This is a genomic window from Yimella sp. cx-51 (assembly GCF_017654605.1).
In the GTDB taxonomy this organism is placed as follows: domain Bacteria; phylum Actinomycetota; class Actinomycetes; order Actinomycetales; family Dermatophilaceae; genus Yimella.
The window spans coordinates 3,044,793-3,061,169 of record NZ_CP072113.1; the positions used below are offsets into that span (position 1 = coordinate 3,044,793).

The window sequence follows — 16,377 nt, forward strand, 5'->3', positions numbered from 1 at the left end:
CTTTGCGCGGCTGACAGGCTCAGGCGATCGGCTTCAGGACGTCGGTGCCGACGAAGGGCTGCAGCGCGGCCGGCACCTTCACCGAGCCGTCCGCCTGCTGGTGGTTCTCCAGCAGCGCGACGATCGGTCGGGTGTCGGTGAGCATCGTGCCGTTGAGGGTGGCGGCGATCTCGGGCTTGCCGTCGTCGGCGCGGAAGCGGACGCCGAGGCGGCGGGCCTGGTACGTCGTGCAGTTCGAGGTCGAGGTCAGCTCGCGGTAGGTGCCCTGCGTCGGCACCCATGCCTCGCAGTCGAACTTGCGCGCCGCCGGGCCACCGAGGTCACCGGCCGCGACGTCGATCACCCGGTAGGGCACCTCCAGACCGTCGAGGATGCGTCGCTCGATGCGCAACAGACGGTCGTGCTCGGCTTCGGCGTCCTCGGGCTTGCAGTAGATGAACATCTCGGTCTTGGTGAACTGGTGCACCCGGAAGATGCCGCGTGTGTCCTTGCCGTAGGAGCCGGCCTCGCGTCGGTAACAGGTGGACGTCGCGGTGTACCGACGCGGCCCGTCGTTCAGGTCGAGGATCTCGTCGGCGTGGTAGCCGGCGAGCGCCACCTCGGAGGTGCCGGTGAGGAAGAGGTCGTCGGCCTCGAGCAGGTAGACCTCGTCGGCGTGGCTGTCGATGAAGCCGGCGCCGGCCATCGTCCGGCGCAGCACGAGGTTGGGCACCATCAGCGGAGTGAAGCCCTCTTCACGGGCGATCTGCTGGCAGTAGGCCATCAGCGCCTGGGCGAGCACGGCGCCCGGGCCCTTCAGGTAGTAGAAGCGGCTGCCGCTGACCTTCGCGCCGCGCTCCATGTCGATCGCACCGAGTTTCTCGCCGAGCGCGAGGTGGTCGAGCGGTTCGAAGTCGAACTCCGGCTTGGTGCCGTGCTCCTCCAACGTGTTGAAGTTCTCCTCGCCACCAGCGGGCACGCCGTCGACGACGATGTTGCCGACCTTGCGCATGAGCGCATCGAAGGTGGCGCCCTCGGTGTCGGCGGCGGCATCGAGTTCCTTCACACGGGCAGCGAGCGTCGCGGCTTCGCTGCGGGCGGCGTCCGCCTCCTGCTCCAGCGCGGTGACGTCCTCGCCGGCCTTCTTGGCCTTGGCCAGTTTGCCCATCACGGCGCCGACGTTCTTGCTGACGCCCTTCTGCTGCGCACGCAGTTGCTCGAACTCGCTCAGCGAGGAGCGGCGGGCCTTGTCGGCGTCCAGGATCTGGTCGACGATGCTGTCGTCCTCGCCACGGGCGCGCTGGCTGGCTCGGACGGCGTCGGGGTTGTCACGCAGGAACTTGATGTCGATCACGAGGCTCAGGCTAGTCGGCGACCGCGGGCGAATGCGCGGCAGTTATAGCGCCATCCGCGGCGGTTACCCGCGTTCGCGGCCGTTGCAACGAGCGCGTTTGCGGTCAAAGGCCGCGTTTGCGCCGGTGGGCGAAACGTCCGGGGAGGCTCGGACGTGGCAGGCTAAGCCCGCCATGAAGCGCGCTGCGGTGATCGTCAATCCGATCAAGATCAAGAATCTCGACCTGCTCCACCGTCAGGTGGAACGGGTCATGCGCGCGTACGCCTGGGCGCCGCCGATGTGGCTCGAGACCACGATCGAGGACCCCGGCTTCGGCCAGACCCAGGCAGCCCTGGACGCAGGCGTCGATCTCGTCGTCGCACTCGGCGGCGACGGCACGGTGCGCAATGTCTCGACGACGCTCGTCGACACCGGGGTGCCGCTGGCGATCCTGCCCGCCGGCACCGGCAACCTGCTGGCCCGCAACCTCGGTCTGCCGACGCACAACCGCAAGAACGCCCTGCGCTCAGCGCTGGCCGGCCGCAATCGCACCATCGACACGCTCAAGGTCGAGATCGACACCACCGGCGATGGCGAGTTCGACGACACCGCCACGTCGACGGTGATGACCGGCTGCGGCCTGGACGCGGAGATCATGGCCGACACCTCCGAGAAGCTGAAGGCGCGCGCGAGCTGGCTGGCCTATCCGCTGGCCGGAATGAAGTACGTGAACGCCGGGCTCACCCCGATGCGGGTGGCGCTGGACGACGGTCCGCTCAGCGAGCCGCGCGGCCTCACCACCGTGATCGTGGGCAACTGCGGACGCCTGACCGGCGGGGTGCGCCTCATGCCGGACGCCTTGCCGGACGACGGCCTGCTCGATGTCATCGAACTCTCCGCCCGCCGGCTGCAGTGGGCGCGATTGGTCAGCCAGGTGCTGCGCGGATCCAACAAACCGACCGCGCAGGTGCGGCACCGCACCGGCACCCGCGTCCGCATCGAGTGCGAGACCCCGACCCGCGTCGAGATCGACGGCGAGGTGCACGACCACGCGCTGAACGTGGTCATCACGCTGCAGCCGCAGTCGTTGGTCGTGCGGGTGCCGTGAGCACTCGGATGGACGGCGTCTTCGTCTTCCACTCGCAGTTCCGCATCGATGCGCCGCCGCGGCGGGTCTTCGAGGTGTTGCACGACGTCGAGAACTGGCCGACCTGGTGGCCGCAGGTGCGCTCGGTGCGACCGATCGACGACATCAGCGGCTTCGTCGACATCCGCAGCCTGCTCCCGATCACGTTGCGGCTGAAGCTGATTGCTGAAGTGGACGACGCGCCCACCGGCATGCTCCGCGCTGGGTTGAGCGGCGACCTCACCGGCTGGACGCAGTTCGTCGTCCGGGGCGAGGGCGGCGCCACCAGCCTCATCTACGACCAGGAGGCCACCGTCACCAAGCCGGGCTTCTCCCACGTAGCAAGCCTCGGACGTCCCGTGCTCGTGCTCAACCATCGGTTGATGATGCGCCGGGGCATGGCCGGACTCCAGCGTCGGAGCCGGTCGACGCATTGAGAAGGCCACCCGGGCCACCGTCGACCGCGCCATCCCGGTGCAGGACGTCGGGCTCATCGCCGCGATCCAGCAGCGTCAGGTGGAGGTGGTCAGCACTGTCGAGCGCTTCGACGGCACCGACGTGGTGTTGGCCGACGGCTCCCGCATCCAACCCGACGTGGTGCTGCTCGCCACCGGCTACACCCATGGCCTCGAACCCCTCATCGGCCACCTTGGTGTGCTCGACGGGCACGGACGTCCGGTCGTCTCGCGTGGCCACCAGGCACCGTCGGCACCGGGCATGTGGTTCCTCGGTGACACCAACCCGATCTCGGGCAACCTGCGCATACTGCGCATCGATTCGGGGCGGATCGCGCACGCAATGGCGCACGTGCACCGCGCGTCGGTCTGAGCTGTTCGGCGACGGCCGACAACCGGGATCGCCGCTGATTCCCCGCGGACCGCTGCGACACGTACTCTGGACCCCGTCGCTGTTTGATGATCTGGGGGGACTGATCCGATGCGCACTGCACTCGCAGCTGCCGCCGCTGCCACTGTGCTGCTCACCGCGTGCGGGGGCGGCACCGACACCGCAACCGACCCGTCTGCGCCGACCGGCACCGGCACGTCCAGCGCCCCCAGAGGCACGGCCGCCTCGACGTCGACCACCTCGACCTCGAGCGCACCGACTTCTACGTCAAGCACGCCGACCTCGTCCACTTCGGGTGCGGCGGCCTCGACCGGCAGCAGCCCGACGAGCACGAAGAAGAAGAGCAACCCCAGCGTGGTGCCCAAGCCCACCGGCTACGGCAAGGCGACCTCGATGGCGGCGACGCCGGGCAAGGGGTGCATCCCCACCCGCGTCGACGTGCCGAGCGTCGGCATCACCGAGCCGATCGTGGCGATGGGCACCAACGCCCAGGGCCAGATCTACCCGCCCGCCAAGACCACGATGTGGTACAACAAGTCGCCCCAGCCAGGGGCGGCCGGCGTCTCCGTGGTGGCCGGCCATGTCACATATGACGGCCCGGACGACTTCTACGAGCTCGACCGCGTCGGCATGGGTGCACCGGTCACCATCAAGTGCAGCAACGGACGCACGATGCAGTGGCGCGTCACCGCCAAGCAGTCGGTCAACAAGACCGCCCTGCAGACCGACGCCCGCGTGTGGGGCGGCTCGTCTAGCCCGGTGGTCGCACTCATCACCTGCGATCGTCAGTCGCCGATGAGCGGCGGGCACCACCTCAACAACTACGTCGTGTGGGTGCGCCCGGCCTGACCTGCCCTACTGGCGCAGGTCGTCCAACCAGGCGCGGGCGTTCGCGAAAGACGTGTCGGACGCACTCGGCACCACCGAGGCGGCTCGGCGGTCAGCGCGCGGGTACGACCCGAAGAAACGCACGCGCGCCGCGACGCGGTGCAGCGACATGAGGGTTTCGGCGACGCGGGCGTCGTCGACGTGGCCCTCGAAGTCGATGGAGAAGCAGTAGTCGCCCATGGCGGCGCCGGTCGGACGCGATTCGAGCCGGGTCATGTTGATGCCGCGCGCGGCCAGCTGCTCGAGCAGTTCAAGCAGGCCACCGGAGTGGTCGTCGTGCTGGAAGAGCATGATCGTCGTCTTGTCGGCGCCGGTCGCCTCGGGCAGCCGGCCCGGGCCGGAGACCAGGACGAAGCGGGTGACGGCCGCGGCGTTGTCACCGATGTGCTCGGCCAGCACGTCCAGTCCGAAGGTGTCGGCCGCCATCCGCGCGCACACCGCGGCGTCATAGGGCACCTCCGCGCTGCTGCCGAGTGCCTCGGCGGCAGCGGCGGTCGAAAGAGTGGGGACGTACGCGGCGTCCGGCGCGTTGGCGGCCATCCAACCGCGCACCTGCGGCCAGGCGTGTGAGTGGGAGCCGACGGCCCGTACGTCGGCCAGGCTCGTGCCGGGCCGCACGGCCAGCACGAAGGTGATCGGCACCAGCACCTCGGCACGGATGAAGAGCGAATCACGGGCGTTGAGCGCGTCGAGGGTGGCCGAGACGCCACCTTCGACGGAGTTCTCGATCGGCACCATGCCGTAGTCGACCTCGCCGGCCAGCACCGCATCGAGCACCGCGGGCACGGTGGAGAACGGCTTCGACTCATCGAGTTTCGTTGTGGTGTCGACGGATTCGAGATAGCTCGCGAGCGCCGCCTGGCTGAAGGTGCCGCGCGGGCCGAAGTAGCCGTAGGTGGTCATGCGTTGTCCTTGTCGCTTCGTGCTGCCGCGAGAGCTTGGCGCTCCTCGGGCGTGAGGGTGATCTCGCTGCGTCCGTCGATCACGCCTTTGGCATAGGTGCGCGATTCGCCGCGGGCGTGGATCGAACTGATCACCAGGCCGTCGCCGGCGTCGTCCAGGATCGCTGCCGAGAACGACAATCGTCCGCCCATGTCGCCGAACGCGTCGTAACGCACCACCGACACGTGTCGCAGACCGGCGGCGACGTGGTCGAGCACGCCGTCGACGCGTCCACCGAGGGCGGTGACGCGTTGGTCGAGGGCGCTGATGCGGTCGTGCTCGGCGCGGACGACGGCGCTCACGTCGTGATCTCGTTCGGGATGACCCCAGAGCACTTCGAAGTTGCGTTGCACCGCGCGCAGCCGAAGCACCGCCACCGCAGCCGCCAGGAGCGCGAGCACGGCGACGACGAGGGCGATCAGCGCCACCGCGGTCGAGGTCACCTGGGCAGACTAACCAGTGGCTCGCGGGCGGGGCCGAGCGACGACGATTTCGTGGACGCCGCCGATCGCGCCTAGCCTGGGTGCGCCATGGATCTTGCCCTTGCCCTCACGGTCTTCACCACGCTGTTCGTGCTCGAACTGCCCGACAAGACCTTCATCGCCACCCTCGTGCTGTCGACCCGCTACCGCCCGTTGTTGGTGTGGATCGGCGTTACAGCAGCTTTCCTGGTGCAGACGATCGTGGCCGTGGCCTTCGGTGGTTTGCTGTCGCGGCTGCCGAAGGAACCCGTCCAGGCGGTGGTCATGGTGCTCTTCCTGGTCGCGGGGTTCCTGCTGCTGCGGGGCGCGTCCAAGGCGCAGGACGAGGGGGCCGAGGCCGAGGAGGAATTCGGCGCCAAGTCGACCAAGAGCGCCGTGGGCTGGCATGCGATCACCACGAGCTTCCTGATCCTCTTCCTCGCCGAGTGGGGAGACCTGTCGCAGCTGGCCACCGCCGGTTTCGTGGCGCGCGGCGGCGACGCGCTCTCCGTCGGTGTCGGTGCCTTCCTGGCCCTGGCCCTGGTCTCCGGCCTGGCAGCGCTCCTGGGTCGCACGTTGCTCACCCGCATTCCGCTGGCCACGATCCGCCGCGTCGCCGGCTGCATCTGCCTCTTCTTCGCCGCGACGATGGCGCTGCAACTGGCGGGCGTCGACATGCCGGGCTGGCTGCCGGTCTGATCCGTATCCACCTTGTGACCCGAGCGGACATCTTCGATTCGGGGCGCAGGTGCGCCGGACCGTAGTCTGGCCGGATGCTCCGCCGCTGGATACTCATCACCGCTTTCACGGTGATGGCTGTCATGGCGGCGTCGATCACCTGGTCGGTGCTCCAAGCCCGACCCCCGGTGCAATCCATCGGTGAGCAACGGGGGCCGCTGATCGTGGTCTCCGCCCCACGGCTGACCTTCGACGACACCCCGGCGGCCCGCACGTCCGCACTCTGGACGCTGGCACGCAGCGGTGCGGTCGGGGCGATGACCACCCGCGGGCTATCCGATCACAGTTGTTCGGCGCAGAGCTGGCTGTCACTGTCGGCGGGCGTCCGCACGAGCTTGTGGAAACCGGTCAACGCGGCGCCTCCCGGGCAGAGAGCCGAGTGTCCGCAGGCCCCCGAGCCCACCCCCATCGGGGCCGGAGTCGCGCAGTTCTCCGACTGGCCGGCATGGCGCAAGGCGACGCTGGCCCGCACTCAGGCGGCTGACATCGGACGGCTCGCCGGCGACCTCGCGCCCATCGGCGGTCCGACCTGCATCACCGCCGCCGGCCGGGCTGCGGCCGTCGGCGCCTCCGATCGCAATGGCTTCGTCTCCAACTACGTCGCTGATCCCCGCCGGGTCGACTTCAACGCCTGCGACATCACCTTCGTCAGCCTGAATTCGCCGGACGAGGCCTTCTTCACCCATCTCCTGCAGAACGCCCCGCCGCAGTCGACGATCGTCGTCGGGTCGTTCGCTGACGACGACGGCCCCGAACGGCTGCACCCCGTGGTGATCGCCGGGCCCGGCGTGGCCCACGGTCTGCTCACCTCGGGCTCCACACGGCAGCGGGGCATCGTGCAGTTGGTCGACCTGTCGGCCTTCATGCTCACCCGACTCGGCGACAAGGCGCCCCAACTCCCGGAGGCGCGCAACCTGCTGGTGCAGCCCTCCGGTAGCCCGACCACGCCCATCCTGCGCAGCGGCGAGATCAGCCACGCGCTGCAGGTTGAGCACGGATTCGTCCGGCAGTTCATCATCACCTTCTACTGCCTGGTGGTGGCCTTCCTCACCCTCGGATGGGGCGCCGTCCTGGCCGCGCGCCGCGCGCATCGACCAGTGGTGCAACGGGCCGCGCACCGCTTCGTGTCATTCATCGCGTCCACGGCTGTGGCCATGCCGGTGGCCACCTTCATCGTCAACGCCCTGCCCTGGTGGCGCCATGACCGCCCCCGCCTAGCGCTCGGGCTAGGGGTCGGCGTGATCGCGGTGGCACTCGCGTTGGTCGCCCTGCTCGGCCCGTGGCGACGCTGGATGGGCGGCTCCATGGCCGCGCTGTGTCTCGTCACCGGCGGCGTGATCGCGCTCGACGTCACCCACGGCGACGACCTGCAACTGCTGTCGATGCTCGGCCTGCAGCCGGTCTACGGCGGTCGCTTCTACGGCATGGGCAATGTAGCCTTCGCGTTGCTCGCGACGTCAGCGCTGATGTTCGCCGCCATCGTGGCCAGCCCTCTGACCCGGGGCGGCCGCGGCCGCCACGGCCTCGCCGCGCTGACCGTCGCCCTGGTGGGGGCAGCCACCGTCGTCGTCGACGCCTACCCCGGTTGGGGCGCGGACGGCGGTGGTCCGGTCGCGCTGCTGCCGGCGTTCGCCTACCTCACCATCAACGCCGCCGGATGGACGCTCACCTGGGTGCGCTTCTTCCTGCTCTCGGCGGCAGGGGCCGCCATCGTCATCGGCATGGCCGCGCTGGACTACCTGCGCGGTCCGGCCGAACGAACCCACCTCGGCGACTTCTTCGCGCAGGTGCGGCAGAACGGCGATTTCGGTCGGGCACAACGCATCTGGCAAGCCAACTGGAACATGCTGACGTCCACGCCCTTGGCCCTGCTGGTGCCGGTGATCCTGATCGTGTTGATCTACGCGTTGCTGCGTCCGCAGTCGGTGCTCGGCGCGCCGCTGCAACCGATTTTCGAGCGCATGCCGGTGCTGCGCAACGGCATGGCCGCGGTGACGGTGTGCTGGCTGATGGGCTTCCTGATCAACGACTCGGGGACGGCGATTCCGCCTGCGGGCCTGATGCTGCTGGCTCCAATGGTGCTGATGCAGCGCGCGCGGATCGCTGCCAACCCCCGACCAGCAGCAGAGCCGCCAGCGCAGCAATGACATAGCTGTTGGCCAGCAGTTGCAGCCCTGGGTTGAGCGGCCAATGGTTGTCGAACTCACCCGGGGAGCCCATGCCCCAGTAGCCCCACCAGGGCCACTTGAGCAGGTAGACCACGAAGAGCACACCGATCGCTGCCCACCGTGTGCGTGAGCGTCCGGCCAAGACGACCAGCGAGGCGAAGACGACGAGCATCCAGTCGTGGTGATGGATCCACGACACCGGCGAGATCAGCAGCGCGATGAGACCCACCACCCCGGTGGCGGTCACCGGGCTACGCCGGGCGTGTGCCTCCGACGCGATCCGCATGCCGACCACCAGCACGAGCGCGACCAGCGCGAGCCAGATCAGCGAGCCGATCGTGTTGTTGCCGTGCAGCCGGTAGATCATGCCGCGCAGCGACTGGTTGCTCACGCCGTCGTTGTTGCCCAGCCGCTCGGGGTCAAGCAGCGCACCGAACCAGAAATCGAGGGAGTTCTGCAGATCCATGGCCGCAGCGAAGAGGGTGACCCCGGCCGCGGTGGCCATCGAGGTCCAGAACGCCCGCCACTGCCGGGTGACCGCGAGGTAGACGATGAAGATCGCCGGGGTGAGTTTGATTGCGGCGGCCAGACCGATGAGCACGCCGTAGGGGACTCGGCGCAGCGGCCGCCACCGGGTGAGATCGGCCAGGACGAGAAAGACCAGGAACGCGTCCACCTGACCGAACCGGAAACCGTCCGACACCGGCAGGAGGTGGAAGCCCACCGCGACTGCGGCGCCGAAGCTGAGCGGACGCCACCACTGCGGACGGGTCCACCAGCGAGCACCGACGATCCACACGATCGCGATATTGGTCAGGGCTTGGAGGACGTACCAGATCCAGCCGACCAGCTTGAACGGCACGAGCGCCAACGGCACCGCGAGCATCGAGGAGAACGGCGGGTAAGTGAAGGGCAACAACTGCGGCGGCGGCGTGACCGTCTCGTAGATCGGCCGGCCCTTCAAGTGTGAGATGCCGGCGTTGCGGTAGACCTCCAGGTCGACCTGCCACCGTCCCGGTCGGGCGTCGATCAGGTGCAACCAGACCAGCGGTGCGATCGAGGCCAGGATCAGCAGGACGGCACCGGCCCAGGCAAGGCGTCGCTTGTCGGTGTCGGTCACGGGGCTCATTGTGCCTGGCGTCAGGCGTTCCGGCTGGCAGGCGTCCCCGGCGCAAACGCGGCCTTTCCTCGCAAACGCGCTAGCTGCAACCGCCGCGCCCGTGAACAAGGGCCGCATCTGCCGCTGGAAGGGCCGCGTTTGTCGACCCGGCCACCCACATCGCCCACCTCTCGCGCAACGGACGTCCCCGCTCGCCCCTCCCCACAAACGCGGCCCTCCTTCACAAACGCGCTAGCTGCAACCGCCGCACCCGTGAACAAAGGCCGCACATCTGGCTGGAAGGGCCGCGTTTGCGGACGGGCGCGCCACGTAGCCTGTTCGCCATGACTCGCCGGTACGCACTCGCCGTCCTGGCGGCTCTGGTTTCGTTCGCGGCGTTGCTGGGCGTGGTCAACCTCGTCGATCCGGCGCCTCGACGCGTCGAGCTGAAGCCCGATCGCACGATGGTGGTGATCGCTGCACCTGGTCTGCGCTGGGCCGATGTCAGCTCGACGTCGTATCCCGACCTGTGGCAGACCCTCGACTACGGCGCCATCGGTTCGCTTAATCCGCGCGGTGGTTCCACCGGCACGTGCAGTGCGGACGCCTGGCTGAGCATCTCTGCGGGGCGTGGAGTTTCGGCTCCTTGGCTGTGCGCGAACCCGCCCTCCCCGACGGTCTCGGGCGAATCGGCGTCCTTGAAGTCCTTCCCCGGTTGGAGCTCACGCCTGCCACAGATCGGGTTGCTCGCCGATCGCTATCGGACGTCGGGCAAGTGCGTGGCGGCCGTCGGGGCCGGAGCTGCGCTCGCCGCTGCTGACCGCAATGGCCGGGTGAGCCACTACGAGGCCTCCCCGAGCCGCACCTTCGACCGGTGCCCGCTCACCTTCGTGGACGCCTCCGGCGGCAGTGCGAAAACCTCGATGGCGCAACTGAACACGGCGTTCTCCCACGTGCCGGCCACCGCGACGGTGGTCATCACCGGGCTCTCGGACGGACCGCGCACGGTCGCGCCGAAGGACGCCCGGCTGCGGATGCTCTTCGTGCTCGGCAACAACGTGCAGCACGGCACGCTGTGGTCGGCCTCGGTGCGCCAGCCGGGTGTTGTCCAACTCGCCGACCTCACGGCCACAGCTCTTGCACCGCTGGGACCAGTGCCCGCGCAGGTACAGGGTTCGCCGCTGCAACTCGCGTCCAACAAGACCCCTTCGGCGTCACTGGTCAACAACGCCCGACAGTCGGACGCGACACTGCGGGCCGTCTTCGACCTCACCACCCCGTTCTTCGGGGCGTGGGGCCTGGCCGGACTGCTGCTGGGCATCGCGCTCTGTCGTCGGCGCGACCGGGTGCCTGCCTGGCTCCCGCCCGCCACCACCCTGTGGGCAGCCGTGCCAATCGCGACCTTCCTCGCGGTGTGGGCACCGTGGGCGTCCTGGCCCGCTGCTGCGGTGTGGCTGACGGTCTTCGCCCTGCTGTTCGCCGGCGCCATCACGTTGGTCGCCTACGCCGGGCGCTGGCGCCGCTCCCCCGTCGGACCGGCGATCGCGGTGGCCATCGCGACCTGGGTGGTGCTTGCGCTGGACGTGATGCACGGTTCGCGGTTGCAATTCAATGCACTGCTGGGTCTGCAACCGCTCAACGGCGGACGTTTCTACGGCATGGGCAATGTCGGCTTCGCGCTGCTGGCCACCTCTGCGCTGATCGCCGCCGGCCTCGCTGCGGGCTGTTTCCTGAACCGCGGGCTCGAACGCCTGGCCGCGGCAACGATCGCGCTCGCCGGATTGGCGACCGTCACCGTGGACGGCTGGCCGGGCTGGGGTGCCGATTTCGGCGGACCTCCGGCGGTGGTCGTGGCCACTGCGGTTCTCACGCTGCTCGCGCTGGGAATCCGCCTGCGTCCGCGCATGGTCGTACTCGTCGTCCTCGGGGCTGCCTTCGTGGCGCTCGCTCTCGCGGTGGCCGACTGGCTCCGGCCGGCGGCGTCCCGCACGCACCTCGGACGCTTCGTCCAGCAGGTCATCGACGGCGAAGGCGCCGGCGTGGTCGGCGACAAGCTCGCGGCCAACGTCAGGCTCGTCTTCGACACCCCGTTCAGCCCGCTCGTGCCGTTGGTACTGGTGGCGATCATCGTGCTGGTCGCTCGCCGCGAACCGCGCCTCGACAATGCTTTGACCCGGGTGTTGTTCGGGCGTCAAACACTCATCGGACTGCTCGTGCTGTGGTCAGTCGGCTTCGCCATCAACGACTCCGGGCTCGCGTTGCTGCTCAACGGCATGGGGCTGGCGATTGCGCTCGCACTGGCCGTCGCCGCGCAGCACCTACGTCGAGAACAGGACGACGTCATCCGCATCTAACCGGTTCCCGACGGGACCTGGAGAGACCCACAAACCGGACGCATATCGCACGCTTTCGGCCCCGAAACGTACCTTTTGCGTCTGGTTTGTGCGGGAAGTGCTGCGCGATCAACGGGACGACCGACGCCGCGAGCGCCAGTGGAGGCCGACCAGCGCCACCAACGCCGCCCAGCAGACGTACGGCGTGACATTGCTGCGGAAGCCCAGCGTCCAGTCCTGCACCGACGGCGCGATGCCGGCGGCGCGGCCGGGCGCGTAGGCCAACGTCATGAACAGGTGGCGCACGACGAACACGGCGTCCCAGGCGAAAGGCACCAGCAGCGGCAGCAGCATCCAGGTGACCGCGTCGTACCAAGGCAGTGAATAGGGCGCGAGCAGCACGTAGGCCGTCATCAGGACGAAGGTGAGGGCGATGGCTTCGCGGGTGGCGGCGTCCTCGATGCTGCGGGCCAGCCCAAAGCGTTCGACCAGGCGGTAGCCGCCCCAGGCGAAGAGCACCATGAGGACGGCGGCCAGCCCGAACGAGATCGCGGTGACCGCCCACTCGCCCAGGAAGTTACGCAGGCCGCGGATCACCGGCGACCAGGGTGAGGCGTAGGAGAACGACCCGCCCGCGGCTCGCAGCTGGCGCAGCACGTTGGGTCCGGCGACGAGATAGGACGGCACGACGATCAGCGCGATGCCACCGAGCAGGTGGAGCACCGACTGCCGAAGCTCCGGACGCGCCACCTTGCGCCAACCCCACAGCACCGCGAGCAGCACGACGCCGTAGGTGACCTTGGTGGAGAACGCCGCCCCGGAGAAAATGCCCGCAGCCCACGGCTTGTCCTTCATCGTCCAGAGCGCGCCGAGCACGAAGAGTGCGGCAATGAGATCGACATGGGCACCCAGCACGAGCACGGCGAAAACGAGCGGGTTGAAGGTCCACAAGACATCGACACGTCTGCGGGCGATCTCGTCGGTGGCGGTCATGCGCAGCAACAACAGCCGGACGCCGAACCACGCCAGCACGATCATGAACTGCCAGACCCAGACAGTGTCACGCAGGTTGGATCCGCCGACGGCCGAGCAGAAGGTCTGCAGAGCCGTGGCGAGTGGCCCGTAGATGCTCGGGGTGGTCTGCCAGGGCACCTGCACCGCGCCCGCCACCGGATCGAGGCCGTCATGCCAGTCGATCGGCGATTCGGCGTAGGGGTCGTCGCCGCCCATCGCAATGCGGCCGTACGCCGCGTAGTTGAGGTGATCAGCCGAACCGAACGGGCCGGTCAGCAGGACGGCGGCACCGAGCACCCCGACCGACCACCACGGGGCGATCCGCAGCGGCATCCGGGCGAGGCCGGCGAGCACACCGAGCGCCGCCAGGGCATAGGCGATGAACAGGATCGTGGTGACGGTTGCCGAGGAGGGATACCAGGGCACGAGCGGGCCGGGCGAGAAGTCGCCCGACCCGAGCGGCGGCTTGGCGGCGGAGGTGCGTCCGGCACCGACCAGCAGCAGCAGGCCGAATGCCACGAACAGCAACGGGATTCGTGACTTCCCGAGCAGCCTCACCGGTCGGCCCGGCGCCGTAGCGCCTGCCTGACGTCGCGATACTGCGCGGCGCGGTGCAGCTTGGCGCGCAGGTCGGTGCCGGTCACGCGGTGTTGCAGGTCGACCGGCACTTCCACCACGCGCAGGCCGGCCCGCAGGACGTCGATGCTCATGCCGACCTCGACTCCCCAACCGGGAGCGAACGGGGTGGCTGCTTCGAGCGCGGCCCGGTTGAGACATCGCTGACCACTGAGCGGCTGCTTCGCGGTCCAACCGGTGGCGGCCTCGATGCCTTCACGACCCAAGCGCACCACCCGTCCGCTTCCGCCGCCGGCGCTCTGCTGCGGCGGCAGGGTCGCGATCGTCAGGTCGGCCTCGTCGGCCAGCACCGGACGCACCAGATCGACCAGCGCCGAAGCCGTCGCCGCCAGATCGGCGTCGGCGAAGAGCACCGGACTCTGGTCGTAACCCAACTGGTCGGCGTACTCGACGCCGGTCGTCATCGCTCCGGCTTTGCCCGTGCTCTGGGGGTGACGCATGACGTACGCACCGGACGCGCCGGCCACGTCTGCGGTGTTGTCGGTCGAGCCGTCGTCGATCACGATCACGCTGAGCACGACGTCCAGGCCGGCCAACGCCACGACGGTCTGTGCGATCCGCTGCGCCTCATCCTTGGCCGGGATGATCGCAACAGCACCTATGCGGGTCGGCATCAGCGCAGCGTGATCTGTCTGCTCACCACGCCGTTCCGGGCGCGCCGTTCTTCGGTCGTCAGTGGCTCGTCGTTCTCGTACGCAGCGGTGAACCGGTCGGCGAGCTGCTTCATCGCGGCGCCGTGATCGCCGGCTTCGGTGTCGGCCGGCACCTCCCACACCGGCACGAGCAGGCCGTACGCGCGGAACGCGCCCAGCAGGCGTCCGTCGCCGAGGGTGCTCTCACCGGCGGCGTGCAGGCGGGCCAACGCGTCGGTGGCTTTGTTCTCGTCGACATCGAGGATCCAGCGGACGTAGGTGCGCTCACCGATGCGCACCCAGTAGGCCGACGGCACGTCGGCCATGCGGACGGTCGGGGCGACCGCCTCGTTGGCGCGCTCCATCGACGCCTTGCCGCCCTCGTCCAGGTGTTGGCCCTCGACCCAGAAGTCGAAGCCGTCGTGCACGGTCAGATCGAGCGACGTGCTCGTGACGAGGTCTTGCAGCCGGGGGCTGTCGGCAGTGGCCTTCGGCGCCTGCTCCAGCGGCTGGCCATCGTCCAGTTGCACTGCGGCACGGACGATCTCGGCGAGATCGCGACTCACATCACCGGAAGCGACGACCGACTGCACGCCAATGTAGATGTCACCGTTGTCGCGCTTCATCGCCGGCCAGCTCATCGGCAGCACGGTGGCGAAGGTGAGGTCGTGACTGGTGCCGTCGACCTCGACGGTCACCGGGCTGGTGGCCGAAGGCACGATCTCGCGCAGGGCCACCCATTGGGCCTCGTCAGGGAGGCCCTGGAATGGACGTCCGACGTACGGAGCTGGCTTGATCTTCGGCGGTTTGTCGGCTTTGCGACGGGCGGCTTTCCCCATGATGGGTGAGCCTACTCATCAGTCGCACTCAGTGGGTGCCAGCCCGACGGTGGGCTTCGCCACTCGCTGTGCACACCCTCTCGGGTGGGTCAGACCCGACGGCGCGAGGGACCACCCATGGCCGCCCAGACGGTGGTGCGTCCGTCGTCGTCGTTGACGCCCCACTCGTGCGCGAGGGCCCGGACGATGCGCAGGCCGCGGCCGCTGTTGGCCCACGGCGTCTGCGGCTTGGGCTGCGGCGAACGCTCGCCGCCACCGTCGCTGACCTCCACCTCGATGCGCGGCGGGCGCACCTTCCAGTGCACGCGGATCGTGCCGTCCGGCAGCGGGCGTCCGTGCAGGATGGCGTTGGCCACGAGTTCGGAGACGACCGTCTCGGTCTCCTCCCGGACGTCCTCGGGGACGAGCGACTCGGCGAGATCGGTGCGCAGCACACGGCGCACCTCCGGCACTGAATCGGTGGTGAAGGCCAGGCGCTGGGTGCGCACCCAGGAGTCGGCGGTCGAGGAGTCGCTCTCGGTCATGGGCTGCACCTTATCCGCTTGCCGCATCAACCAACTGGCGCACCGCCGCGGGCCGGTTGGTGATGATCGCGTCCACCCCGAGATCGAGGCACAGCTGCACGTCCTGCTCGGAGTCGACGGTCCACACGTGCACCCGGTTGCCCTGGTCGTGGTGCCGCTGCACGAACTTCGGATCACGCCTCAGGATGTTGATGCCGGGGCCAGCGATCTGGACGTTTGCGGGGAGGCTCGTGCGGAAGCGCGGCAGCTGCACTGATTCGATCAACTGCACCCGCTCCAGCTGTGGTGCCAGCTTGGCGAAACGACCCACCGCGAGCGACGAGAAGGACATCAACCGCACCTTCACGCGGGCGTCCTGCGGATCGAGCAGTTGGTACTCGTCCAGGATCTTCGCCAACTGACGCTCCACCTGGGCGGCATGGCGCGTGGGGTGCTTGGTCTCGATGACCAGTTGCACCGGGCGGGATGCGGCGAGCATGAGCTCGATGAGTTCGCGCAGTGTCAGCACGGTCGCGCTGTGCTCCTCCCCCCTCCAAAGACCCCAGTCGAAGGCGCGCAGTTGCTCCAGGCTCAGATGGGAGACAACGCCTTTGCCGTCGCTGGTGCGATCGAGGGTGCGGTCGTGGATGCACACCAGTTCGTCGTCGGCGGAGAGTCGGACATCGCATTCCACGCCGTCCGCGCCGTCGGTGATCGCCTGTTCGTAGGCCCGGATCGTGTGCTCGGGGTGGGCCTCGCTCGCGCCCCGATGCGCAATGACGAGGGGCTTGGTCGGGGCCGGGTCGTGTGCCACGCGAGCAATCCTGCCAAAGTGCTGGC

15 protein-coding genes are annotated in these 16,377 nt (G+C 68.9%); 6 read left to right on the forward strand and 9 right to left on the reverse strand.

The genetic code is table 11. The features are described 5' to 3' along the window. Positions 1-19 precede the first annotated feature (19 nt). Positions 20-1,333: a serine--tRNA ligase gene (serS, locus tag J5M86_RS14485; protein WP_188061250.1), complete on the reverse strand. Its 1,314-nt coding sequence runs from the start codon at positions 1,331-1,333 to the stop codon at positions 20-22. A gap of 172 nt (positions 1,334-1,505) precedes the next feature. Between serS and J5M86_RS14490 the strand changes: the two genes are divergently transcribed. From J5M86_RS14490 to J5M86_RS14505, 4 genes are all read left to right on the forward strand, one after another. After that, entirely contained in the window at positions 1,506-2,420 is a 915-nt protein-coding gene (locus tag J5M86_RS14490; protein ID WP_188061251.1) for a diacylglycerol kinase family protein, read from the forward strand. Continuing rightward, a complete protein-coding gene (locus tag J5M86_RS14495; protein WP_188061252.1) occupies positions 2,417-2,875 on the forward strand; it encodes an SRPBCC family protein in 459 nt (152 codons plus the stop codon). The genes J5M86_RS14490 and J5M86_RS14495 overlap by 4 nt, the downstream gene beginning before the upstream one ends. 37 nt (positions 2,876-2,912) lie before the next feature. Next, positions 2,913-3,266 (forward strand): hypothetical protein, encoded by a 354-nt coding sequence (locus J5M86_RS14500; protein WP_188061253.1) that lies wholly within the window; start codon positions 2,913-2,915, stop codon positions 3,264-3,266. Positions 3,267-3,374: 108 nt separating this feature from the next. Then, the gene (locus J5M86_RS14505; protein WP_188061254.1) at positions 3,375-4,133 is read left to right on the forward strand and encodes a class F sortase; all 759 of its coding nucleotides are present in this window, start codon (positions 3,375-3,377) and stop codon (positions 4,131-4,133) included. Between the two features lie 6 nt (positions 4,134-4,139). On the opposite strand, the gene pheA is transcribed toward J5M86_RS14505, so the two are convergent. Together pheA and J5M86_RS14515 are read right to left on the reverse strand one after the other, a co-directional pair. Next, positions 4,140-5,075 carry a prephenate dehydratase gene (gene pheA / locus J5M86_RS14510; RefSeq protein WP_188061255.1) on the reverse strand — a complete coding sequence of 312 codons (936 nt, stop codon included), beginning with the start codon at positions 5,073-5,075 and terminating at the stop codon, positions 4,140-4,142. Then, complete coding sequence (locus J5M86_RS14515) at positions 5,072-5,557, reverse strand: DUF4446 family protein (protein ID WP_188061256.1); 486 nt, start codon at positions 5,555-5,557, stop codon at positions 5,072-5,074. The genes pheA and J5M86_RS14515 overlap by 4 nt, the downstream gene beginning before the upstream one ends. A gap of 87 nt (positions 5,558-5,644) precedes the next feature. On the opposite strand from J5M86_RS14515, the gene J5M86_RS14520 reads away from it, so the two are divergent. Then, on the forward strand, positions 5,645-6,274 hold the full coding sequence (locus tag J5M86_RS14520; RefSeq protein ID WP_188061257.1) for a TMEM165/GDT1 family protein: 630 nt from the start codon (positions 5,645-5,647) through the stop codon (positions 6,272-6,274). A gap of 2,061 nt (positions 6,275-8,335) precedes the next feature. Here J5M86_RS14520 and J5M86_RS14525 read toward each other — a convergent pair. Then, complete coding sequence (locus J5M86_RS14525; RefSeq protein WP_188061258.1) at positions 8,336-9,601, reverse strand: glycosyltransferase family 87 protein; 1,266 nt, start codon at positions 9,599-9,601, stop codon at positions 8,336-8,338. Between the two features lie 323 nt (positions 9,602-9,924). Here J5M86_RS14525 and J5M86_RS14530 point away from each other — a divergent pair, with 323 nt between their 5' ends. Further along, on the forward strand, positions 9,925-11,934 hold the full coding sequence (locus tag J5M86_RS14530; RefSeq protein WP_188061259.1) for a hypothetical protein: 2,010 nt from the start codon (positions 9,925-9,927) through the stop codon (positions 11,932-11,934). A 108-nt stretch (positions 11,935-12,042) separates the two neighbouring features. On the opposite strand, the gene J5M86_RS14535 is transcribed toward J5M86_RS14530, so the two are convergent. From J5M86_RS14535 to J5M86_RS14555, 5 genes are all read right to left on the reverse strand, one after another. After that, a complete protein-coding gene (locus tag J5M86_RS14535; protein WP_188061260.1) occupies positions 12,043-13,485 on the reverse strand; it encodes a hypothetical protein in 1,443 nt (480 codons plus the stop codon). Continuing rightward, the gene (locus tag J5M86_RS14540) at positions 13,482-14,177 is read right to left on the reverse strand and encodes a glycosyltransferase (RefSeq protein ID WP_188061261.1); all 696 of its coding nucleotides are present in this window, start codon (positions 14,175-14,177) and stop codon (positions 13,482-13,484) included. The genes J5M86_RS14535 and J5M86_RS14540 overlap by 4 nt, the downstream gene beginning before the upstream one ends. Further along, the gene (locus J5M86_RS14545) at positions 14,177-15,034 is read right to left on the reverse strand and encodes a DUF5926 family protein (protein WP_188061262.1); all 858 of its coding nucleotides are present in this window, start codon (positions 15,032-15,034) and stop codon (positions 14,177-14,179) included. Before J5M86_RS14545 ends, J5M86_RS14540 begins: the two co-directional genes overlap by 1 nt. 89 nt (positions 15,035-15,123) lie before the next feature. Continuing rightward, positions 15,124-15,558: an ATP-binding protein gene (locus J5M86_RS14550; RefSeq protein ID WP_188061263.1), complete on the reverse strand. Its 435-nt coding sequence runs from the start codon at positions 15,556-15,558 to the stop codon at positions 15,124-15,126. Between the two features lie 10 nt (positions 15,559-15,568). Then, a complete protein-coding gene (locus tag J5M86_RS14555) occupies positions 15,569-16,351 on the reverse strand; it encodes a glycerophosphodiester phosphodiesterase (RefSeq protein WP_208965057.1) in 783 nt (260 codons plus the stop codon). Between the last annotated feature and the right edge of the window lie 26 nt (positions 16,352-16,377).

Excerpts from the sequence above, each read along its gene's own strand:
- J5M86_RS14505 (WP_188061254.1), top strand. The coding sequence starts at position 3,375 with ATGCGCACTGCACTCGCAGCTGCCGCCGCTGCCACTGTGCTGCTCACC.
- J5M86_RS14550 (WP_188061263.1), bottom strand. The coding sequence starts at position 15,558 with ATGACCGAGAGCGACTCCTCGACCGCCGACTCCTGGGTGCGCACCCAG.
- pheA (WP_188061255.1), bottom strand. The coding sequence starts at position 5,075 with ATGACCACCTACGGCTACTTCGGCCCGCGCGGCACCTTCAGCCAGGCG.
- J5M86_RS14490 (WP_188061251.1), top strand. The coding sequence starts at position 1,506 with ATGAAGCGCGCTGCGGTGATCGTCAATCCGATCAAGATCAAGAATCTC.
- J5M86_RS14540 (WP_188061261.1), bottom strand. The coding sequence starts at position 14,177 with ATGCCGACCCGCATAGGTGCTGTTGCGATCATCCCGGCCAAGGATGAG.
- J5M86_RS14545 (WP_188061262.1), bottom strand. The coding sequence starts at position 15,034 with ATGGGGAAAGCCGCCCGTCGCAAAGCCGACAAACCGCCGAAGATCAAG.
- J5M86_RS14520 (WP_188061257.1), top strand. The coding sequence starts at position 5,645 with ATGGATCTTGCCCTTGCCCTCACGGTCTTCACCACGCTGTTCGTGCTC.
- J5M86_RS14530 (WP_188061259.1), top strand. The coding sequence starts at position 9,925 with ATGACTCGCCGGTACGCACTCGCCGTCCTGGCGGCTCTGGTTTCGTTC.